At 33.2% G+C, this 16,055-nt stretch carries 18 protein-coding genes and 1 riboswitch; of the genes, 10 read left to right on the forward strand and 8 right to left on the reverse strand.

The window, feature by feature from the left end; all coding sequences use genetic code 11:
- Window positions 1-204: 204 nt before the first annotated feature.
- From K7G79_RS10525 to K7G79_RS10535, 3 genes are all read left to right on the forward strand, one after another.
- Window positions 205-831 (forward strand): tRNA (guanine-N1)-methyltransferase, encoded by a 627-nt coding sequence (locus tag K7G79_RS10525; RefSeq protein ID WP_223551541.1) that lies wholly within the window; start codon window positions 205-207, stop codon window positions 829-831.
- 105 nt (window positions 832-936) lie between these two features.
- Window positions 937-1,614: a tRNA (guanosine(37)-N1)-methyltransferase TrmD gene (gene trmD / locus K7G79_RS10530; RefSeq protein ID WP_223551542.1), complete on the forward strand. Its 678-nt coding sequence runs from the start codon at window positions 937-939 to the stop codon at window positions 1,612-1,614.
- 12 nt (window positions 1,615-1,626) lie between these two features.
- The gene (locus tag K7G79_RS10535; protein WP_223551543.1) at window positions 1,627-2,310 is read left to right on the forward strand and encodes an NAD-dependent deacylase; all 684 of its coding nucleotides are present in this window, start codon (window positions 1,627-1,629) and stop codon (window positions 2,308-2,310) included.
- Here the strand turns inward: K7G79_RS10535 and K7G79_RS10540 are convergent.
- The 3 genes from K7G79_RS10540 to K7G79_RS10550 form a co-directional block, all read right to left on the reverse strand.
- A complete protein-coding gene (locus K7G79_RS10540; protein WP_223551544.1) occupies window positions 2,294-2,926 on the reverse strand; it encodes an alpha-ketoglutarate-dependent dioxygenase AlkB in 633 nt (210 codons plus the stop codon). The genes K7G79_RS10535 and K7G79_RS10540 overlap by 17 nt on opposite strands.
- Window positions 2,927-2,933: 7 nt before the next feature.
- The gene (locus K7G79_RS10545) at window positions 2,934-4,175 is read right to left on the reverse strand and encodes a glycosyltransferase (RefSeq protein WP_370634212.1); all 1,242 of its coding nucleotides are present in this window, start codon (window positions 4,173-4,175) and stop codon (window positions 2,934-2,936) included.
- 79 nt (window positions 4,176-4,254) lie between these two features.
- Window positions 4,255-4,728, reverse strand: coding sequence for a heme-binding domain-containing protein (locus K7G79_RS10550; RefSeq protein ID WP_223551545.1), 474 nt, complete (start codon window positions 4,726-4,728; stop codon window positions 4,255-4,257).
- Window positions 4,729-4,786: 58 nt separating this feature from the next.
- Here K7G79_RS10550 and K7G79_RS10555 point away from each other — a divergent pair, with 58 nt between their 5' ends.
- The 3 genes from K7G79_RS10555 (at window position 4,787) to K7G79_RS10565 (ending at window position 7,077) form a co-directional block, all read left to right on the forward strand.
- On the forward strand, window positions 4,787-5,353 hold the full coding sequence (locus K7G79_RS10555; RefSeq protein WP_223551546.1) for an adenylosuccinate lyase: 567 nt from the start codon (window positions 4,787-4,789) through the stop codon (window positions 5,351-5,353).
- Between the two features lie 171 nt (window positions 5,354-5,524).
- The gene (gene purB, locus K7G79_RS10560) at window positions 5,525-6,868 is read left to right on the forward strand and encodes an adenylosuccinate lyase (RefSeq protein WP_223551547.1); all 1,344 of its coding nucleotides are present in this window, start codon (window positions 5,525-5,527) and stop codon (window positions 6,866-6,868) included.
- The gene (locus K7G79_RS10565; protein WP_223551548.1) at window positions 6,868-7,077 is read left to right on the forward strand and encodes a hypothetical protein; all 210 of its coding nucleotides are present in this window, start codon (window positions 6,868-6,870) and stop codon (window positions 7,075-7,077) included. Before purB ends, K7G79_RS10565 begins: the two co-directional genes overlap by 1 nt.
- 37 nt (window positions 7,078-7,114) lie before the next feature.
- Here the strand turns inward: K7G79_RS10565 and K7G79_RS10570 are convergent, their stop codons facing one another.
- The 4 genes from K7G79_RS10570 to K7G79_RS10585 are packed head-to-tail and all read right to left on the reverse strand — an operon-like array spanning window position 7,115 to window position 9,229.
- Window positions 7,115-7,657: a DUF4252 domain-containing protein gene (locus K7G79_RS10570; protein ID WP_223551549.1), complete on the reverse strand. Its 543-nt coding sequence runs from the start codon at window positions 7,655-7,657 to the stop codon at window positions 7,115-7,117.
- 14 nt (window positions 7,658-7,671) lie between these two features.
- Window positions 7,672-8,232 carry a DUF4252 domain-containing protein gene (locus K7G79_RS10575; protein WP_223551550.1) on the reverse strand — a complete coding sequence of 187 codons (561 nt, stop codon included), beginning with the start codon at window positions 8,230-8,232 and terminating at the stop codon, window positions 7,672-7,674.
- 30 nt (window positions 8,233-8,262) lie between these two features.
- Window positions 8,263-8,733, reverse strand: coding sequence for a hypothetical protein (locus K7G79_RS10580; RefSeq protein ID WP_223551551.1), 471 nt, complete (start codon window positions 8,731-8,733; stop codon window positions 8,263-8,265).
- The gene (locus tag K7G79_RS10585) at window positions 8,720-9,229 is read right to left on the reverse strand and encodes an RNA polymerase sigma factor (protein ID WP_223551552.1); all 510 of its coding nucleotides are present in this window, start codon (window positions 9,227-9,229) and stop codon (window positions 8,720-8,722) included. Before K7G79_RS10585 ends, K7G79_RS10580 begins: the two co-directional genes overlap by 14 nt.
- Before the next feature lie 146 nt (window positions 9,230-9,375).
- Between K7G79_RS10585 and K7G79_RS10590 the strand changes: the two genes are divergently transcribed.
- On the forward strand, window positions 9,376-10,881 hold the full coding sequence (locus K7G79_RS10590; RefSeq protein ID WP_223551553.1) for a S41 family peptidase: 1,506 nt from the start codon (window positions 9,376-9,378) through the stop codon (window positions 10,879-10,881).
- On the forward strand, window positions 10,868-11,584 hold the full coding sequence (locus K7G79_RS10595; protein ID WP_223551554.1) for a diphthine--ammonia ligase: 717 nt from the start codon (window positions 10,868-10,870) through the stop codon (window positions 11,582-11,584). The genes K7G79_RS10590 and K7G79_RS10595 overlap by 14 nt, the downstream gene beginning before the upstream one ends.
- 60 nt (window positions 11,585-11,644) lie before the next feature.
- On the opposite strand, the gene K7G79_RS10600 is transcribed toward K7G79_RS10595, so the two are convergent.
- Window positions 11,645-13,516 carry a TonB-dependent siderophore receptor gene (locus K7G79_RS10600; protein WP_223551555.1) on the reverse strand — a complete coding sequence of 624 codons (1,872 nt, stop codon included), beginning with the start codon at window positions 13,514-13,516 and terminating at the stop codon, window positions 11,645-11,647.
- Window positions 13,517-13,582: 66 nt separating this feature from the next.
- Window positions 13,583-13,800, reverse strand: a riboswitch (cobalamin riboswitch).
- 145 nt (window positions 13,801-13,945) lie between these two features.
- On the opposite strand from K7G79_RS10600, the gene K7G79_RS10605 reads away from it, so the two are divergent.
- Both K7G79_RS10605 and K7G79_RS10610 read left to right on the forward strand, forming a co-directional pair.
- On the forward strand, window positions 13,946-15,007 hold the full coding sequence (locus K7G79_RS10605) for an ABC transporter substrate-binding protein (RefSeq protein WP_223551556.1): 1,062 nt from the start codon (window positions 13,946-13,948) through the stop codon (window positions 15,005-15,007).
- 1 nt (window position 15,008) lies between these two features.
- A complete protein-coding gene (locus K7G79_RS10610) occupies window positions 15,009-16,037 on the forward strand; it encodes an iron ABC transporter permease (protein ID WP_223551557.1) in 1,029 nt (342 codons plus the stop codon).
- The last annotated feature ends 18 nt before the right edge of the window (window positions 16,038-16,055 follow it).

Here is a 16,055-nt window from a genome sequence, read left to right on the forward strand (position 1 = left end):
GATAATTCCAGCAAACAATTAATTATGCCCCTATAAACAAAGGGACACAGAAACTTTATTGCCCGTTTTCAAAAACTTTTGGACGGCAGTGCCCAAATATAAATTAGCCTCACTTTTGTGAGGCTTTTTATTAAAATATAGTTCATACTTAACAATATTTTTTAAATTCGTAATTATAAAACAAACTCTTTAAATCAATCCTAAATGAAATTCAATAAATATTTAGCAACTATAACTCTACTTGTTTTTTTATCTTTCCCTTTATTTGGACAAAATACTCCCCAAGAAGATGATGACCTTTCATTAGACAAAAGCACGCTTAATAATCAATTTGAATATGTTTTAAAAAAATCAGGAAATTTTAAAGGCACCAACGGACAAATGTATGAAGCGGTAAAACTCAGCATGCTCCTTACTCTTCAGGCACATACGGTAGACTCGTTAAAAACATTATACAAAAATTTAGCAGACACACAGACTATTGTTGATAGCCAAGCTAACGAAATCTCCGATTTAAAAACAAAACTTTCAACAACTCAAAGCGATTTAGATAAAACAAACACAGAAAAAAATAGTATGTCACTTTTTGGGTTACAAATGAGCAAAACAGGGTATAATTTATTAATGTGGTCTATTATTGGTGGTCTTCTTGCATTACTTATTTTATTTATATACAAGTTTAAAAACAGCAACTCTGTCACTACAAAAGCAAAATTAGCTCTCTCTGAAATTGAAGAAGAGTTTGAAGAACACCGTAAAACAGCTTTAGAAAGAGAACAAAAAGTAAGACGTCAACTTCAAGATGAAATTAATAAACATAAAGGAGTTTAACATTCCTTAGTTTAGATTTACAAAATCTGCAATTTTTTGATTGCAGATTTTTTTTGTTTGAATACTATAAGATTTACCTATATACTAAAAAGCTATCTTTGTACCATGAGAATAGATATTATAACAGTATTGCCCGAATTGCTTAAAAGTCCTTTTGAAGCTTCAATATTAAAGCGTGCCATAGAATCTAAATTAGTTGAAGTCCACCTTCACAATTTACGTGACTATGCGACGGACAACTATAAATCGGTTGATGATTACCAATTTGGTGGTGGAGCCGGTATGGTTATGATGATTGAACCTATTGACAAGTGCATTTCAGCACTAAAGGAAGAACGCCCATATGATGAGATTATATACATGACCCCAGATGGGAAAACCTTAAATCAGGGTATCGCAAATCAACTATCACTAAAAGAAAACATTATTATTTTATGTGGTCACTATAAAGGGGTAGACCAACGTGTTCGTGACCACTATATCAGTCGTGAAATTTCTATAGGCGATTATGTCCTGTCTGGCGGCGAATTAGGAGCGGCCGTACTATGCGATGCTGTAATTCGTTTAATTCCTGGTGTTTTAGGCAATGAAACTTCTGCTCTAACCGATTCATTTCAAGATAACTTATTAGCACCACCTATTTACACTAGACCTAGGGATTATAATGGTTTACAGGTGCCTGAAATCCTTTTTAGCGGTAATTTTCCTGAGATAGAAAAATGGCGAGAAGAACAGGCTTACGAACGCACAAAAACACATCGACCTGATTTACTCGATGAATAACAGTTATATCTAATGAAGAAACATATTATAGTCCTTACTGGTGCAGGCATAAGTGCCGAAAGTGGCATTAAAACATTTCGTGATGCCGATGGGTTATGGGAAGGACACGATGTGATGCAAGTTGCTTCACCACAAGGCTTTGCTGCCAACCCAGAACTGGTTTTGGATTTTTATAACCAACGACGAAGACAATTATTAACGGTTGAACCGAATAGTGCTCATTACGCTTTGGCTGAGTTGGAACGAAATTTTAGAATGACCATAATTACTCAAAATATCGATGATCTCCACGAGCGTGCTGGAAGTAGCAATATTGTCCATTTACACGGCGAGTTGTTTAAGGTAAGAAGCACCGTTGACAAAACCGATATACAGGAATGGAAAACCGATTTGATTTTAGGTGATGTATGTAGCAAAGGACATCAGTTGCGTCCACATATTGTTTGGTTTGGTGAGGATGTTCCGATGATTGAAAAGGCCTTAACCATTTGTAAAACATCCGATATTTTAATAGTTATTGGTACATCGATGCAAGTTTATCCCGCTGCTGGTTTAATACATTATATTCCAAAAAATACACCTACGTTTTTTATTGACCCAAAACCTAATATTAACAGTAAAAAAAACTTAATGGTTATTCCTAAAAAGGCTACTATTGGTGTAAAGCAGGCTATTGAAGCTATAAGGAATTTATAACCCTAAATGTTAAGTTTATCCTCGGGTTAATTTCTCTAGTGGTTTTTGGTATTTTGTGCCGCCAAAAATGTTGGGTGGCTCCCTTCATAAGCAATAAACTCCCAGATACTAATGGAATAGTAATCGTTTGTAAGCTAGTATCTACCAAATGTTTTAATTTAAAAGGTCTGGTTTGTCCAAATGAAACTGAGGCTATTATTGGGTTTTGACCAAGTTCCTTTTCATTATCTTGATGCCAATCGTTACTATCTTGCCCAGTTCTATAAAGGTTCAACAAGCACGAATTGAACTTAGTTTCTGTAATTGCCTCAATTCTTTTCTTAATGAATATTAAATCGGAAGTCCAAGATTGGGATTGTAAAGTTATACTAGAATAACTATAAACTTTATTAGCTTCACCATAAAACGCTGTTAGCCTCGGTACATTAAATTCTTTACCATAAAATTTTATTGTATCCTGTTGCCATTTTATGGTTTTAAGTAAACTTGTGAAAAGCGTATGGCTCTCCTCTACATTAAATACATTGTTGTAAAGGCTAACATTAGCATCAGGTAAATCGAATTGTTTCAATTCAAGTGCATTTTCAAATAAGTTAAACTGATTATGATCTAACATTCTTACCTTAAATAATTTTATTCTTTTCTTCTATCCATTTCCCCATATACTTGGTACTTTGCATAGTGTGGTGTTGTAGCATCTGTCCTATAAAGTTGTTTAATCGATTTCCGTTAAGGTGTGTGAAAGTTTCTTCTAACCTACTTAAAAATTTTTTTTGATATATTTCTTTAGTAAAACGCTTATTAATTATATAAAATCCGTTTTGTTGCTTTTTATCCCAAAGTTTTTCATTTTTATACATTTCAACTGCTTTATTAGCAAAACCTTCTGGACTATCTTCAATAAACCCGTTAACTTTTAAACTACCAAACATACCTTCAGCAGCAACGCTAGTCATTAAACAGGGGGTTCCATTTTGCATAGCATCGACCAGTTTGCCTTTTAGTCCAGCACCAAAACGCAAAGGTGCCAAGCATACTCTAGCCTGTTGCATAACATAATTTGCATCCTCAACAAACCCTTTTATTAAAAAGCCTTGATTTTTATTGTGCAACTGTTGTAATTTTTGAGTGGTATAAGCACCATAAATGTGCAATTCAGCATTGGGGAGTTTTTTCTTAATTAAAGGCCAAATTGTTTTCTTTAAATATAAAACACCATTGTAATTGGGCTCATGCAAAAAATTTCCAATAAATATAAAGTAGTGTCGAGCTTCAAATTTCGGCAAAACTTCAGTCATAGCCTTTTGAATTTCATCCAACATAAACGGTAAATAACACAATAAAGTATTATCTACCTTAAAATCATTCTTAAGGATTTCCATTTCCAATTCTGAAATAACCAGACTCAAATCACTCCTATAAATACTAGCTATTTCTCGTTTTGCTATATCATTAAATAAGTAGGACTTATTAAAATGAACCTCGTCCTTATAAGCTTGATATCTTCCTTTACGTAAAAAGTGCAAATCTTCAGTATCCAAAACCCTACAGGCATTGGGGCACTGTTTGGCCACCCGCCATCCAAATTGTTCTTCAACCATAAACCTATCAAACAGTACTACATCTGGAGACAATGCTTTAATAAATTTATCAAAACTAGAATGGTTCAATTCAATTTTAACTTGCGAAATCCCAATACCTTCAAGATTAAAAGCATGTTCTGTTTTTACACTGGTACTGGCAAAAGTAATAGAATAATTTACAGATTTAAAGGTTTCTATAAGCTGCATCATCCTACTTCCTGCAGCAGAACTTTTGGGTTCTGGCCATACAAAACCAATAATCAATAACTTTTTTAACATCATTAATTCACTATTTCTTAGGATGCCGTTTCTTTTTTAACAACAATCAACTAATACTTACTGTTATTAAGAACTTAAACCTTTATTCTGGTTTTGGTTTTAAGGCATAAATGGTGCGAACCATTTTAGCCCAATCGATAACCGACTGAATTTGGACATGGGTTAATTTAGCCTCGGCATGCATCCACGTATAGGATTTCAATGGCATGGTTTTGTCTTCGACCATTTCAATAAGCTCTTCAAACTTATGGTCTTTTCGCTTTATCGAATTTCCCACCCAATTGGATACATTAAAATGCTTTTTTCCTTCTTTTACATGTTCTGCTAACCAATAATTCACAGGAGTAATATTATTATACCATGGGTATCTTGTATAATCGCTATGGCAATCGTAACATGATTCTTTTAATATTAATTTAACATCCTCTGGAGGGGTGGTTTCTGTTAAGAATGGTCCAATTGAACTTATATCTCCTTGATTTTTTTCTGGGCCAAAAAATTGGGCCAATACCAATATAAGCAATAAAACCAATATTATTTTTTTTGTTCGCTTCATCGGTTTAAGATTATTAAATATAGTATTTTTATAACTCATAAATTTATGAAATAATTAGATGACCTCAGCAGGATTATACGAAGAATTAAGTCTTGTTAACGCATCCCGTGAAAACCGATTAAGATATGCTCGATTGGTTTTAAATAATTCGAGCTTACTTGCCGAACTCATAGATATTTTATGTAAAGTAAATGATAAAAATTCTTGTCGGGCCGCTTGGATATTAGAATTTGTTTGTATCGACAATATTTACACCATTACACCTCATTTAAATAAATTTACTAATAACCTAAAACATATTTATTTAGACTCCGCTGTTCGACCTATATCAAAAATCTGTTGCTTAATTGCAAATGTGTACTGCCTCCAAACTTCCAATCCGATAAAAGATATGGTAACACAAATACACAAAGAACTCATTGTTGAAGCTTGTTTTGATTGGATGATTAGTGACCATAAAGTAGCGGCTAAGGTTCATGCCATGGAGACTCTATTTCTATTTGGACAAGAGAACAACCCATGGATACACAACGAACTTGCAATAATTTTACAACGAGAGTTTTATGAACAAAGTGCTGGTTATAAATCCCGTGCGAAACGTATTTTGAAAAGGATGAAAAAATAAAAAGACAACAAGGGTAGAAGAAAATCAAACTGTTTATAGCATTTTAAGTATCGTAAAGGCACTTGTTTCTAAAAACATACTACATTATTCACACTTTAAACTATGCGCTTCAAGCTTCCCTCTTCCAACTTTCTTTCCTATCTTTGCAACTTCTAAAAAAAGATCAGAAACATGTCATTATCAGTCTTAAATGCCATTTCTCCAATTGACGGGAGGTACAGAAATAAAGTAAACGAATTAGCGCCTTTTTTCTCTGAAGAGGCTTTAATTAAATATCGTGTTTTGGTTGAAATAGAATACTTTATCGCGCTTTGCGAATTGCCTTTACCACAGTTAAAATCTGTTGATTCATCTCATTTTGAATCTTTAAGGGGCATTTATAAAAATTTTACAAGTGAAGACGCTATAGAAGTTAAAGACATTGAAAATGTAACCAACCACGACGTAAAAGCTGTTGAATATTTTATTAAGAAAAAATTTGATGCTTTAGGGTTATTGCAGTACAAAGAATTTATTCATTTTGGACTGACATCACAGGACATTAACAATACTGCTATTCCATTAAGCATAAAAGAAGCCGTTAATTCAGTTTACATTCCAGAATATCAAAACGTTTTAAATAAGCTTAAGGCATTGTCCAATGAATGGACACATGTACCTATGCTTGCCAGAACGCATGGACAACCGGCCTCTCCTACTCGACTAGGTAAAGAAATTGATGTTTTTGTTGTACGATTGGAAGAGCAGTTTAATTTGCTTAACGATATACCTAATGCGGCTAAATTTGGTGGAGCTACGGGTAATTTTAATGCACATCATGTGGCGTATCCAAATATTGATTGGAAAGCATTTGGAACTAGCTTTGTACAAGAAAAACTAGGATTACAGCATTCGTTTCCAACAACACAAATTGAACATTACGACCACATGGCTGCTTTGTTCGACACGCTTAAGCGAATAAACACGATTCTTATAGACTTAGACAGGGATATTTGGACCTATGTTTCTATGGATTATTTTAAACAAAAAATTAAAGCAGGTGAAGTTGGTAGTAGTGCCATGCCACACAAGGTAAACCCCATAGATTTTGAAAACAGTGAAGGAAACTTAGGTTTAGCTAATGTCATTTTTGAACATCTTTCAGCAAAACTCCCTATTTCAAGATTGCAGCGTGATTTGACCGATAGTACTGTTTTGCGTAATGTTGGTGTTCCCTTTGGTCATACCATTATTGGATTTAAATCGACATTAAAAGGGTTGAATAAATTATTGTTAAACGATTCAAAGTTTGCTAAAGACTTAGAAAACAACTGGGCTGTTGTGGCCGAAGCAATCCAAACTATTTTGAGACGAGAAGGCTATCCTAATCCCTATGAAGCCTTAAAAGGGTTGACCAGAACCAACGAAGAAATAAATCAAAATTCCATTTCAAATTTTATTGATACCTTAGAGGTGTCTAATGATATTAAAACAGAACTAAAACAAATTACACCGAGAAATTACACAGGCATTTAATGATATTACGCGACAAACAATCGTTATTACTATGTGGTACTTTGGCAGCAGGTTTATTTGTTTGCGGCGTCTTTAATATGCTTGATAATTTTGTCGTTTTAACATTATTAGTACTTATCTATTTATTAATTGTGGTTAATATCGTATACACCAAAAGCAAATATCCAGAAGAGGACATGGACAGTAATACCCCAGAAAAAAACTCCTAGTTGTTGCTAGGAGTTTTTTAAACAAGATTTTTATAATCTATTTAAAGAAGTTCATGATATCCTTAATTTGATTTGCTTGAAAATCACTATCTCGTAAAGCAGAAACCAAAGTTACCATTTTATCGGGGCTCATATTGTTACCCAAAACCCTAACAATAGCAAAACCTAAATTGTTCGCATTTGCAAATACAACAACTTCTTCTGCCTCTTCATTATCTCCAATATATTTAACAACCACTTTATTGCCTTTGTCATTAAATTCAATTAAGTCGTTATACTTTTTATGTTTTAAAATGGAATTAACTTTAGACAATTCTGTGTTGTAAGAGCCTATATTAGTATCGTTAGCTCTGTAAGCCAGAAAGTTTAATCGATTAACCGACTCGTAAGCTTCCCTCTGTTCTTCATTAAATCTAGATTGATCAATTTCTATCATAGATAATGGGACATCTTGTGAGATAAAGTTTTTAGATTCCTGGTTATCTACAAAATACCGTTGTAAACTAACCCCATCGCCACAGCTTGTTAAAAAAAATGTGACAAATAAGGCGAATATTATATATTTAACTGTACGTTGCATGATTGATGATTTGTTTATTTTTTCTTTGTCAAATGTTCTCCAGCAGGAATATTCATTTTTTGGGTAAGCTTAGAAATCTCATTTAAGTCGATATTTCCGGTAAGAGACACAACAACTGTTTCAATTTTTCGCTCCTTACCATTCACCTCAATCTTATCCTCCATAACCTTATCCACGCCATTCACAAAGATTAAAAGTTCTTCTACATGATCAGCATCCCTACCTTCTTTTACATAAAACTTAACTTCGGTGCCATCATCCTTAACCTCCATTAATTCTTCTAAAGCACTAGCTCGCGATTTTACCCATTTAGAAATATCAGCTGATATAGACATGTTGTCCGTTACAATAGTCTTAAAGCTAGTAATGCTTTTAACCATATCCATATAAGCTTTGGCCTCAGCATCATCTGTATCTATGCCTATTTTGGCAATCATCTGAAACATTTTAGGCTTAATGTTTACATAAGTAACATCTGGGTTTTCACTATATTTTTCGAATACATTTTTTTGAGCCATTCCTGCCATTGGTACTAGCATGATGGCTATTACGAATACTATTAATCTATTTTTCATGGTATTTATTTTTTGCGTTTGCATAATTGATTATTTGTTTGTTTTAAAAATTATATTAGTTGTATTTTCTATCTCAGTAAGGTAACTCAAAGTTGAAGTGCCTTTATTTACTTCGTTTAAGTAGCCCACTGTTGAAGTTCCTTTGTTAAAATGATCTGAAATCATCGCTAACGATTTTGAAACTTCGTTAAAAGCAATTTCAGGATCATCAATTGTACCAACATCGCTAGGATTATTAAAATAAAACCCTAACATAAGAACTGCTACTGCTGCGACAGAAATCCACTTGTAATTAAATGCTTTCTTAGTTTTTAATGGAACGTCCTTAGCAAACTGTTCTTGTTGATTTGCCAAAAAATACGTAAACAGTGGTTTATACATTTCTAAATGTGGGGCAACCGTGTCGCTCGTAAAGTAGTTTTTCAACACTTGCTCTTCTTTAAGTGATGTTTCACCATTCTCGTATTTTTCGATTAATTTTTCTATACTATTTAATACCATAATTATGTGTATTAGTTAATTTTTCTCTTATCGTTTTTCTAGCTCTAGATAGGTTTACACGTACAGCTGTGTTATTCATGCCCAGCATTTCAGCAATCTCGTCAAAATCGTATTCCTCAATATCCCGCAACTGAATTATTAAGCGTTGTTGTTCTGGTAATTCTTCAATTATTTTTCCCACCCAGTTAATACTATCGTTTAATTCAACTCGCTTTTGTAAACCCGTTTGCTTATCCTCGTAATTACTATGTACAATTTTTAAGTTTTGAGCCTGTTTCGACTTCAACTTATCCAAACAAAAATTCTTGGTCATGGTCATTGAAAATGCTTCCACATTTTTATAGCCTTCAAGCTTTGTTTTATTGTTCCATAATTTCAATAATATCTCTTGCGTAGCATCTTCAGCTTCCTCAGTAGATATAAGTAATCGTTTTGCTAAACGAAACACTTTGTCCTTAAAGGGCATTACAATATTTAAAAACTCACTTTGAGTCATAATTGATTGGTTATATTATAAATAACTTTATATGCTATTTGAAATTACGACGAACAACATGTCTTTTTGTTACAATTATTTTTTTATTATACAATAATGTAAGTAAATTTAGGGTTTTGTAGACTACTTATGATAAAAAAATTGCTATGAAACATCTAAAAGTCCCAATACTGCTTCTGTGTCTATCAATCATAAATTACGGTTGCTTTGAAGACAATGACGACAACACCATTAGTGCCAACCAAATAAATGATTTTGTTTGGAAAGGTATGAACCTTTTTTACCTATATAAGGACAATATCCCTAACCTAGCTAATGACAGGTTTTTCTCAGATGACGAATATGCCGATTATTTAAATTCGTTTTCCAAACCAGAAGATTTATTTGAGAGTTTAATATACCAAAGGGAAAATGTAGATCGTTACAGTTGGATTGTTAATGATTATATCGCTTTAGAACGTTTTTTTGATGGCTGTAGTGTTATTAACGGTATGGAGTTTAGTCTATTTAACACACCTAATACCTCTAACAATGTTTTTGGCATTGTTCGTATGGTTTTGACTGGTAGTGATGCCGATAGCAAAGGCGTAAAACGAGGTGATATTTTTTATGAGGTTGATGGAGATCAACTATATTATAATTCTGAAAGTGATAACAACTTCAATTTATTTGGTTCAAGTTCTTATTCTATAACATTGGGGACATATAATGATAATGGTACTCCAGAAACTACTGACGATACTATCGATTCAATAAACGAAACAATTACGCTTAACAAAGTAGAGCTATGTGAAAACCCTATATTTAAAACCGATATTTTTGATCTTGGTTCAAAGAAAGTCGGTTATTTAATGTATAATGGGTTTACAGCCGATTATGATGCACAGTTAAATACTATTTTTGGTGATTTTAAATCCAATACTATTGATGATTTAGTTTTAGATTTAAGATATAACCCTGGAGGATCGGTTAATACTGCCATACTGCTTGCGAGTATGATAACCGGCCAGTTTACAGGTGATGTGTTCAGCACTGAAGAATGGAACACAGAGTTTCAAACTGCTATTGAAAATGAAAATCCAGAATTGCTCATCAATAGATTTGTTAATAATGATGCTGGTGCTAGCTTAAACAGTCTTAACTTAAGTAAAGTTTACATTATTGCTACAGATTTTTCAGCATCAGCGAGCGAATTGGTTATAAATAGCCTCGACCCTTATATTGATGTGATTCATATTGGTGAAAATACAGAAGGTAAATACCAAGCCTCCACCACACTCTACGACTCCGAAGATTTTAGTAGAGAAGGTGTAAATCCAAGTCATTCCTATGCTATGCAACCGTTAATCTTTAAATCGCTTAACAGTGTTGGTAAAACAGACTATAACAACGGGCTAACCCCTGACATTTATTTAGAAGAAGATTATTTAAACCTTGGTGTTTTAGGCAATGCAAACGAAACGCTTTTAGCTGCTGCTCTAGCTGTCATTGAGAATTCAGGAAAACTTTCCAAAATCAAATCACAGAATAATTTCACGCCGTTAAAATTAATAGACGACAGCAATAGTTTTGAAACTTCAGGCAGTGGTATGTATGTAGACAAAGAACTTCCATCAGAAATGATAAACAGATTTTTATTTGAACAAAATTAAAACCTACTTCAATTGGAGTACAGGCAAGGACTCTGCATTAGCCTTACATCATTTATTACAAAATCCTAATTATACTGTTGATGAACTTGTTACAACTCTTAATAGTCATTATAACAGGGTATCCATGCATGGATTACGAAAGGAACTTTTAATAGCACAAACCCAAGCCATTGGCATACCATCCACTTTAATAGAGTTGCCCAAAATGCCCAGTATGGACATCTATGAGAAAAAGATGCTTAAAATGGTAAAACGTTTAAAAAATAATGGTTTTACCCATAGTGCCTTTGGTGATATTTTTTTAGAAGACCTAAGAACCTACCGTGAAAAACGATTGGCCCAACAAGGCTTAAAAGCCGTGTTTCCAATTTGGAAACGTAATTCAAAAGATTTGCTAAATGAGTTTTTAGATTTAGGCTTTAAAACTATTGTCGTTTGCGCCAATTCAAAATATTTTGCTAAGGACTTTGTAGGTACTATTATAGATAAAAATTTTATCGACAGTTTACCTGAAGATGTTGATCCCTGTGGCGAAAATGGGGAATTCCATACCTTTTGTTTCGATGGACCAATTTTTAAAAACCCCATTTATTTTAGTATTGGAGAAAAAGTATATCGAGAATATAACAATCCAAAAACCGACGATGATTCCGTTTGTATAAGTGACAAATATGGAGTTTGGTATTGTGATTTGATTCCATAAAAAATGCCTCCAAATAAGGGAGACATTTCAAAAAATGAGGCTAAATAGCAGCTAATATCATTAAAGGCTAATATTCAATCCTAGGTTTACATTTCTGCCTTTAGTTGTGTAACCTAGAATTTCGAAATAATCTTCATTCAACAAATTGGTTACACTAACAAAGAATTTTAACTTATTTTTAATTACTTTCTGGCTAAAATATAAATCAACTAAAGAAAAAGGGGTTAGTTTAACATTTTCAAAGGTAGAAAAATCAGTATCTGTCCTATTACCAATATACTGGTAACTTAAGGAACCAAAAGTGTTTTTACAAAAATTATAGCCTAAATTGGCATTCACCTTATGCTTTGGTAAACGCAAACGCACACCATCTTTTAATTCAGTAAAAGTATAGTTTGCTGATACTTTTAAGTTTTCAATCAATTCTAATTCAGCTTCTATTTCAATACCATGAACCCCAGCATCTGCACTCGCATTTTCATAACCCGTTGTATAGATAATAGTATTCTCTTCTTTTCTATTAAAATACACACCACTTAGCCGAACCCCCTTTTTTAAATTGTATTCAAAACCACCCTCGATAGTCAAATTTTCTTCTGGCTCTAAATCTGGGTTAGCCCCAAAATAACCAAATAACTGAGACAGATTAGGTGCAATAAATGAAGTCGCATAAGAACCAAATATTTTGGCATAACCTTCACCTAAATCTACTCTATAAGATGGATTTAAGCTATACACAAAGTGTGAGCCATATTCACTATGGTTATTTAATCGTATTCCAGCATTAATATTTAGTCCGAAATGTGATATGTAAACTACATTTGCATAAGGATCTGTATTTGTAAAACTCTCTTCTTTAGCAAATTGACTATTATAATCACCGTAATTTAGTCCAACAATGGTATAAAATGTATCATCAAATACATATTTATTAAATGCATCAAAGACATAACTTTTCGCCTTGTTAACAGAGCTTAAGTTTGATACAGTTTCCCTGTTAATTTCGGTGAATGCAGTATTGATTTGAAAGCTTCCGTTTTTGTAGGTGAACTTAGGGGACACCCCTATCCTTTTCTGCTTTGCAATGTATTCATCGTAAGTGTCTGCAAAAGTATAAGTAGGAGCTGGATAACCATCAATATCAGTTTTGAGTTTATCATAACTTGCAAAAGCTGTAAGGTTAAAAGCCTTACATAATTCATAACCTAATTTAACATTGGTGTTAAACCTAGAAAATGGGTCTTTCTCTGGATTATTAGATTTGGCAGCTGAAAGTCCGTCAACAAATCGATTACCAAAACCTATTAAATAATTAAACTTTCTATTACTACCACTAAAGGAAACATTGTTGGTGAAACTAGAAACTTTATAGTTTAAATCGCCTTGTGATTGATTGGTACTAACGACCGTTAAAAAACTCCCTGATACACTTTCTTTTGAAGCCTTTTTAGTTGTAATATTAATAACGGCAGTAGCAGCGGCATTTCCATATAACGTACTCGCAGCACCTTTAATAATTTCAATGGATTCTACCATATTTAAATCCAATAGGCGTAAATCAAAATCATTAGCTACAATAGAAGGATCGTTTACCTGTACTCCATCTATAAGTACCATTATTTGTCTATTGTTTCCTCCTCTAATATAATTACCCAAGTTTTGGCCTTCAACACTTCTACTCCCATTAATTTCAATACCACTCTTTGTATTGATTAATTCTGAAATTGTTCTAGCTTGATTTCTTTCGATTTCTTGCTTGGGAATTTTGATAACCATTTTTCCTGAATTTTCACGTTTTAACTTAAATCGTGAATCCGTAACAACAATTTCTTCTAATTGTTCGACTTTTGTTGAATCGCTTTGCTGTTGCGTAAAACCAACCATAGATATACCTAAACATAGTACACCAAAAACACTTGTTTTTTTGTTCATTTAAATGATTAATTACTCGAGAATCGCATGGATTGTAACATACAAACTTTTATCCCGAAAGCTTAACTTATTTGTTTAAAAAATGGCAGGTCTCCTGACTTATCCTTCACTATTATACCTTCCCATTAATCTATATTAACAGTGGCCTAGAAGAAATAGTGACTCTTAAAGAGATACCCAATCACGTTGAGCATAGTACTTACAGTTGCGGGAACAGCTCTGGAATTTCACCAGATTCCCTTTTTAATCCCACCGAGGCAGGAACCAAATTTCGCGGTAAAAATAAACATTTTGTTTATTCTTTTACTCAAAAGTTTAAATAATGTTACTTTTGAACTTAAAAAATAAACCTTGCGAAAAATAATATTTATAATAGCTATTATATGCTTTAGCTGTAAAAATGCAGCACCCAAACCACTTTTTAATGAAATGGATACAAAAGATTTAAAACTGGAATATGCCAAAGGGTTTTCTGTTAGCGATTTGGGTGTTTATAAAGTGTTAACTATCCATAGTCCTTGGCCAGAATCTAAAACTTCTCATAGTTATGCGGTAATTCATAAAGATTCTCTACCAAAAATCACCCTAAATCCTAATGACTATAGTGGTATAATAGAACTTCCAATCAAAAAAATTGTTGTTACCTCTACGACTCACCTTCCTGCTTTAGAATTACTATCTGTTAATAACACATTAGTTGGATTTCCTGGATTGGATTACATTTCGTCTAAAAAAATAAGAAAACAAATAAATACCAACAATATTAAGGAGTTGGGTAAAAACGAAGTTATAAATACCGAAATACTTTTATCACTAAGCCCAGATGCGGTTGTTGGTTTTGGCATTGATGGAGGTAATAGGGCTTATGAAACTATAAAAAAATCTGGAATCCCTGTTATTTTCAATGGTGATTGGGTTGAAAGCTCTCCTTTGGCAAAAGCTGAATGGATCAAGTTTTTTGGCGTTTTGTATGATAAAAAGGCTCAGGCTGATTCAATTTTTAAGATGATAAAAACTAATTATTTGGAAGTAAAACAATTGGCAAATCATGTAAAATCAATACCAAGGGTTTTAAGCGGTGCCATGCACAACGATATTTGGTATTTACCAAACGGCACTAGTACTGAAGCACAGCTTTTAAAGGATGCCAACGTTAACTATCTATGGAATAACACCAAAGGCGTCGGAAGTTTAAAATTAAGTTTTGAATCGGTTTTTATAAAAGCTCAAAATGCAGAGATTTGGTTAAGTCCATCTAACTATAACAGTTTAGAAAACTTAAAAAAAGGCAATGAACATCATGCTTTATTTGACGCCTTTAGGAATAAAAACATCTACTCCTTTACCAATACTACTGGTGATACTGGAGGTATTTTGTATTTTGAATTGGGTATGACCAGGCCCGATATCGTGCTTAAGGATATTATAAAAATTAGTCACCCTGAGTTACTTAAAAATCACGACCTTTACTTTTTTAAACGTTTAGAATAAGTTGCCCAATAAACAAACATATCAATTGACTTTTGCCCTGTTTATCCTGCTGTTAATATTGTGTTTTATTATCAATATTAGTTTAGGTTCTGTTTCTATTTCCAATTCAGAATTAATAGAAATATTTTTAGGATCAAGTAATAACAATGCGCTTAAAAAAATCGTGTTAGACTACCGCTTACCAAAAGCATTAACTTCTATTATTGTAGGTTCTGGATTGGGCGTATCTGGACTTATGATGCAAACGTTGTTTAGAAATCCCTTAGCAGGTCCTTTTGTACTTGGAATCACTTCTGGTGCTAGTTTGGGTGTAGCCTTAATAATTATGGGGTCATCTGTTTTTGGAGGACTTTTAGCTAATGCTTTAGTAAGTAAATGGGGAATTGTTGCTGCTGCCAGTACAGGCAGTTTTTTGGTTTTGTTATCGGTTTTGATTGTATCTACCAAAATCAGGGATACTATGGCCATTCTTATTATTGGTCTTATGTTTGGAAGTATCATAACTGCTATAGTTAGCGTTCTTTCGTATTTTAGTTCAGCAGAAGAGTTACAACAGTATATTTTTTGGGGCTTTGGCAGTTTGGGCAACTTAACATGGGGTGAGGTGTTAATTTTGTTTATTATTTACTTCATTGGATTACTGTTAAGTCTCGCTTCTGTAAAAGCTTTAAACACGTTATTGTTGGGAGAAAATTATGCGCGTAGTTTAGGTTTGCATATTAAAAAAAATAGAATGCTTATCATTTTAGCTACTAGTTTATTAGCCGGAACCATAACAGCTTTTTCTGGTCCTATAGCCTTTGTTGGATTGGCAATTCCACATATTACCCGACAAATTTTTAACACCTCCAACCATAAGCTTTTGTTGCCTGCAGTATTTATTTTTGGTGCCATTATAATGCTTATCTGTGATAGTATTGCTCAACTTCCAAATAGCGATTATACGTTACCTATTAACGTGATTACTTCAATGTTTGGAGCCCCAATAGTCATTTGGCTATTGGTTAGAAAACGTAAGATGATTTTTTAAAAAGTTTTTGTTTTGAAA

The organism is Aestuariivivens sp. NBU2969, from assembly GCF_019931125.1.
GTDB classification, from domain to species: domain Bacteria; phylum Bacteroidota; class Bacteroidia; order Flavobacteriales; family Flavobacteriaceae; genus Aestuariivivens; species Aestuariivivens marinum.

Bases quoted from the DNA above. Each gene is read 5' to 3' on its own strand.
- K7G79_RS10570 (WP_223551549.1), bottom strand. From the start codon at position 7,657: ATGCAACGTACAGTTAAATATATAATATTCGCCTTATTTGTCACATTT.
- K7G79_RS10525 (WP_223551541.1), top strand. From the start codon at position 205: ATGAAATTCAATAAATATTTAGCAACTATAACTCTACTTGTTTTTTTA.
- K7G79_RS10555 (WP_223551546.1), top strand. From the start codon at position 4,787: ATGACCTCAGCAGGATTATACGAAGAATTAAGTCTTGTTAACGCATCC.
- K7G79_RS10605 (WP_223551556.1), top strand. From the start codon at position 13,946: ATGGATACAAAAGATTTAAAACTGGAATATGCCAAAGGGTTTTCTGTT.
- K7G79_RS10590 (WP_223551553.1), top strand. From the start codon at position 9,376: ATGAAACATCTAAAAGTCCCAATACTGCTTCTGTGTCTATCAATCATA.
- K7G79_RS10580 (WP_223551551.1), bottom strand. From the start codon at position 8,733: ATGGTATTAAATAGTATAGAAAAATTAATCGAAAAATACGAGAATGGT.
- K7G79_RS10545 (WP_370634212.1), bottom strand. From the start codon at position 4,175: ATGATGTTAAAAAAGTTATTGATTATTGGTTTTGTATGGCCAGAACCC.
- K7G79_RS10575 (WP_223551550.1), bottom strand. From the start codon at position 8,232: ATGAAAAATAGATTAATAGTATTCGTAATAGCCATCATGCTAGTACCA.
- purB (WP_223551547.1), top strand. From the start codon at position 5,525: ATGTCATTATCAGTCTTAAATGCCATTTCTCCAATTGACGGGAGGTAC.
- K7G79_RS10600 (WP_223551555.1), bottom strand. From the start codon at position 13,516: ATGAACAAAAAAACAAGTGTTTTTGGTGTACTATGTTTAGGTATATCT.
- K7G79_RS10585 (WP_223551552.1), bottom strand. From the start codon at position 9,229: ATGACTCAAAGTGAGTTTTTAAATATTGTAATGCCCTTTAAGGACAAA.
- trmD (WP_223551542.1), top strand. From the start codon at position 937: ATGAGAATAGATATTATAACAGTATTGCCCGAATTGCTTAAAAGTCCT.
- K7G79_RS10535 (WP_223551543.1), top strand. From the start codon at position 1,627: ATGAAGAAACATATTATAGTCCTTACTGGTGCAGGCATAAGTGCCGAA.
- K7G79_RS10565 (WP_223551548.1), top strand. From the start codon at position 6,868: ATGATATTACGCGACAAACAATCGTTATTACTATGTGGTACTTTGGCA.
- K7G79_RS10540 (WP_223551544.1), bottom strand. From the start codon at position 2,926: ATGTTAGATCATAATCAGTTTAACTTATTTGAAAATGCACTTGAATTG.
- K7G79_RS10550 (WP_223551545.1), bottom strand. From the start codon at position 4,728: ATGAAGCGAACAAAAAAAATAATATTGGTTTTATTGCTTATATTGGTA.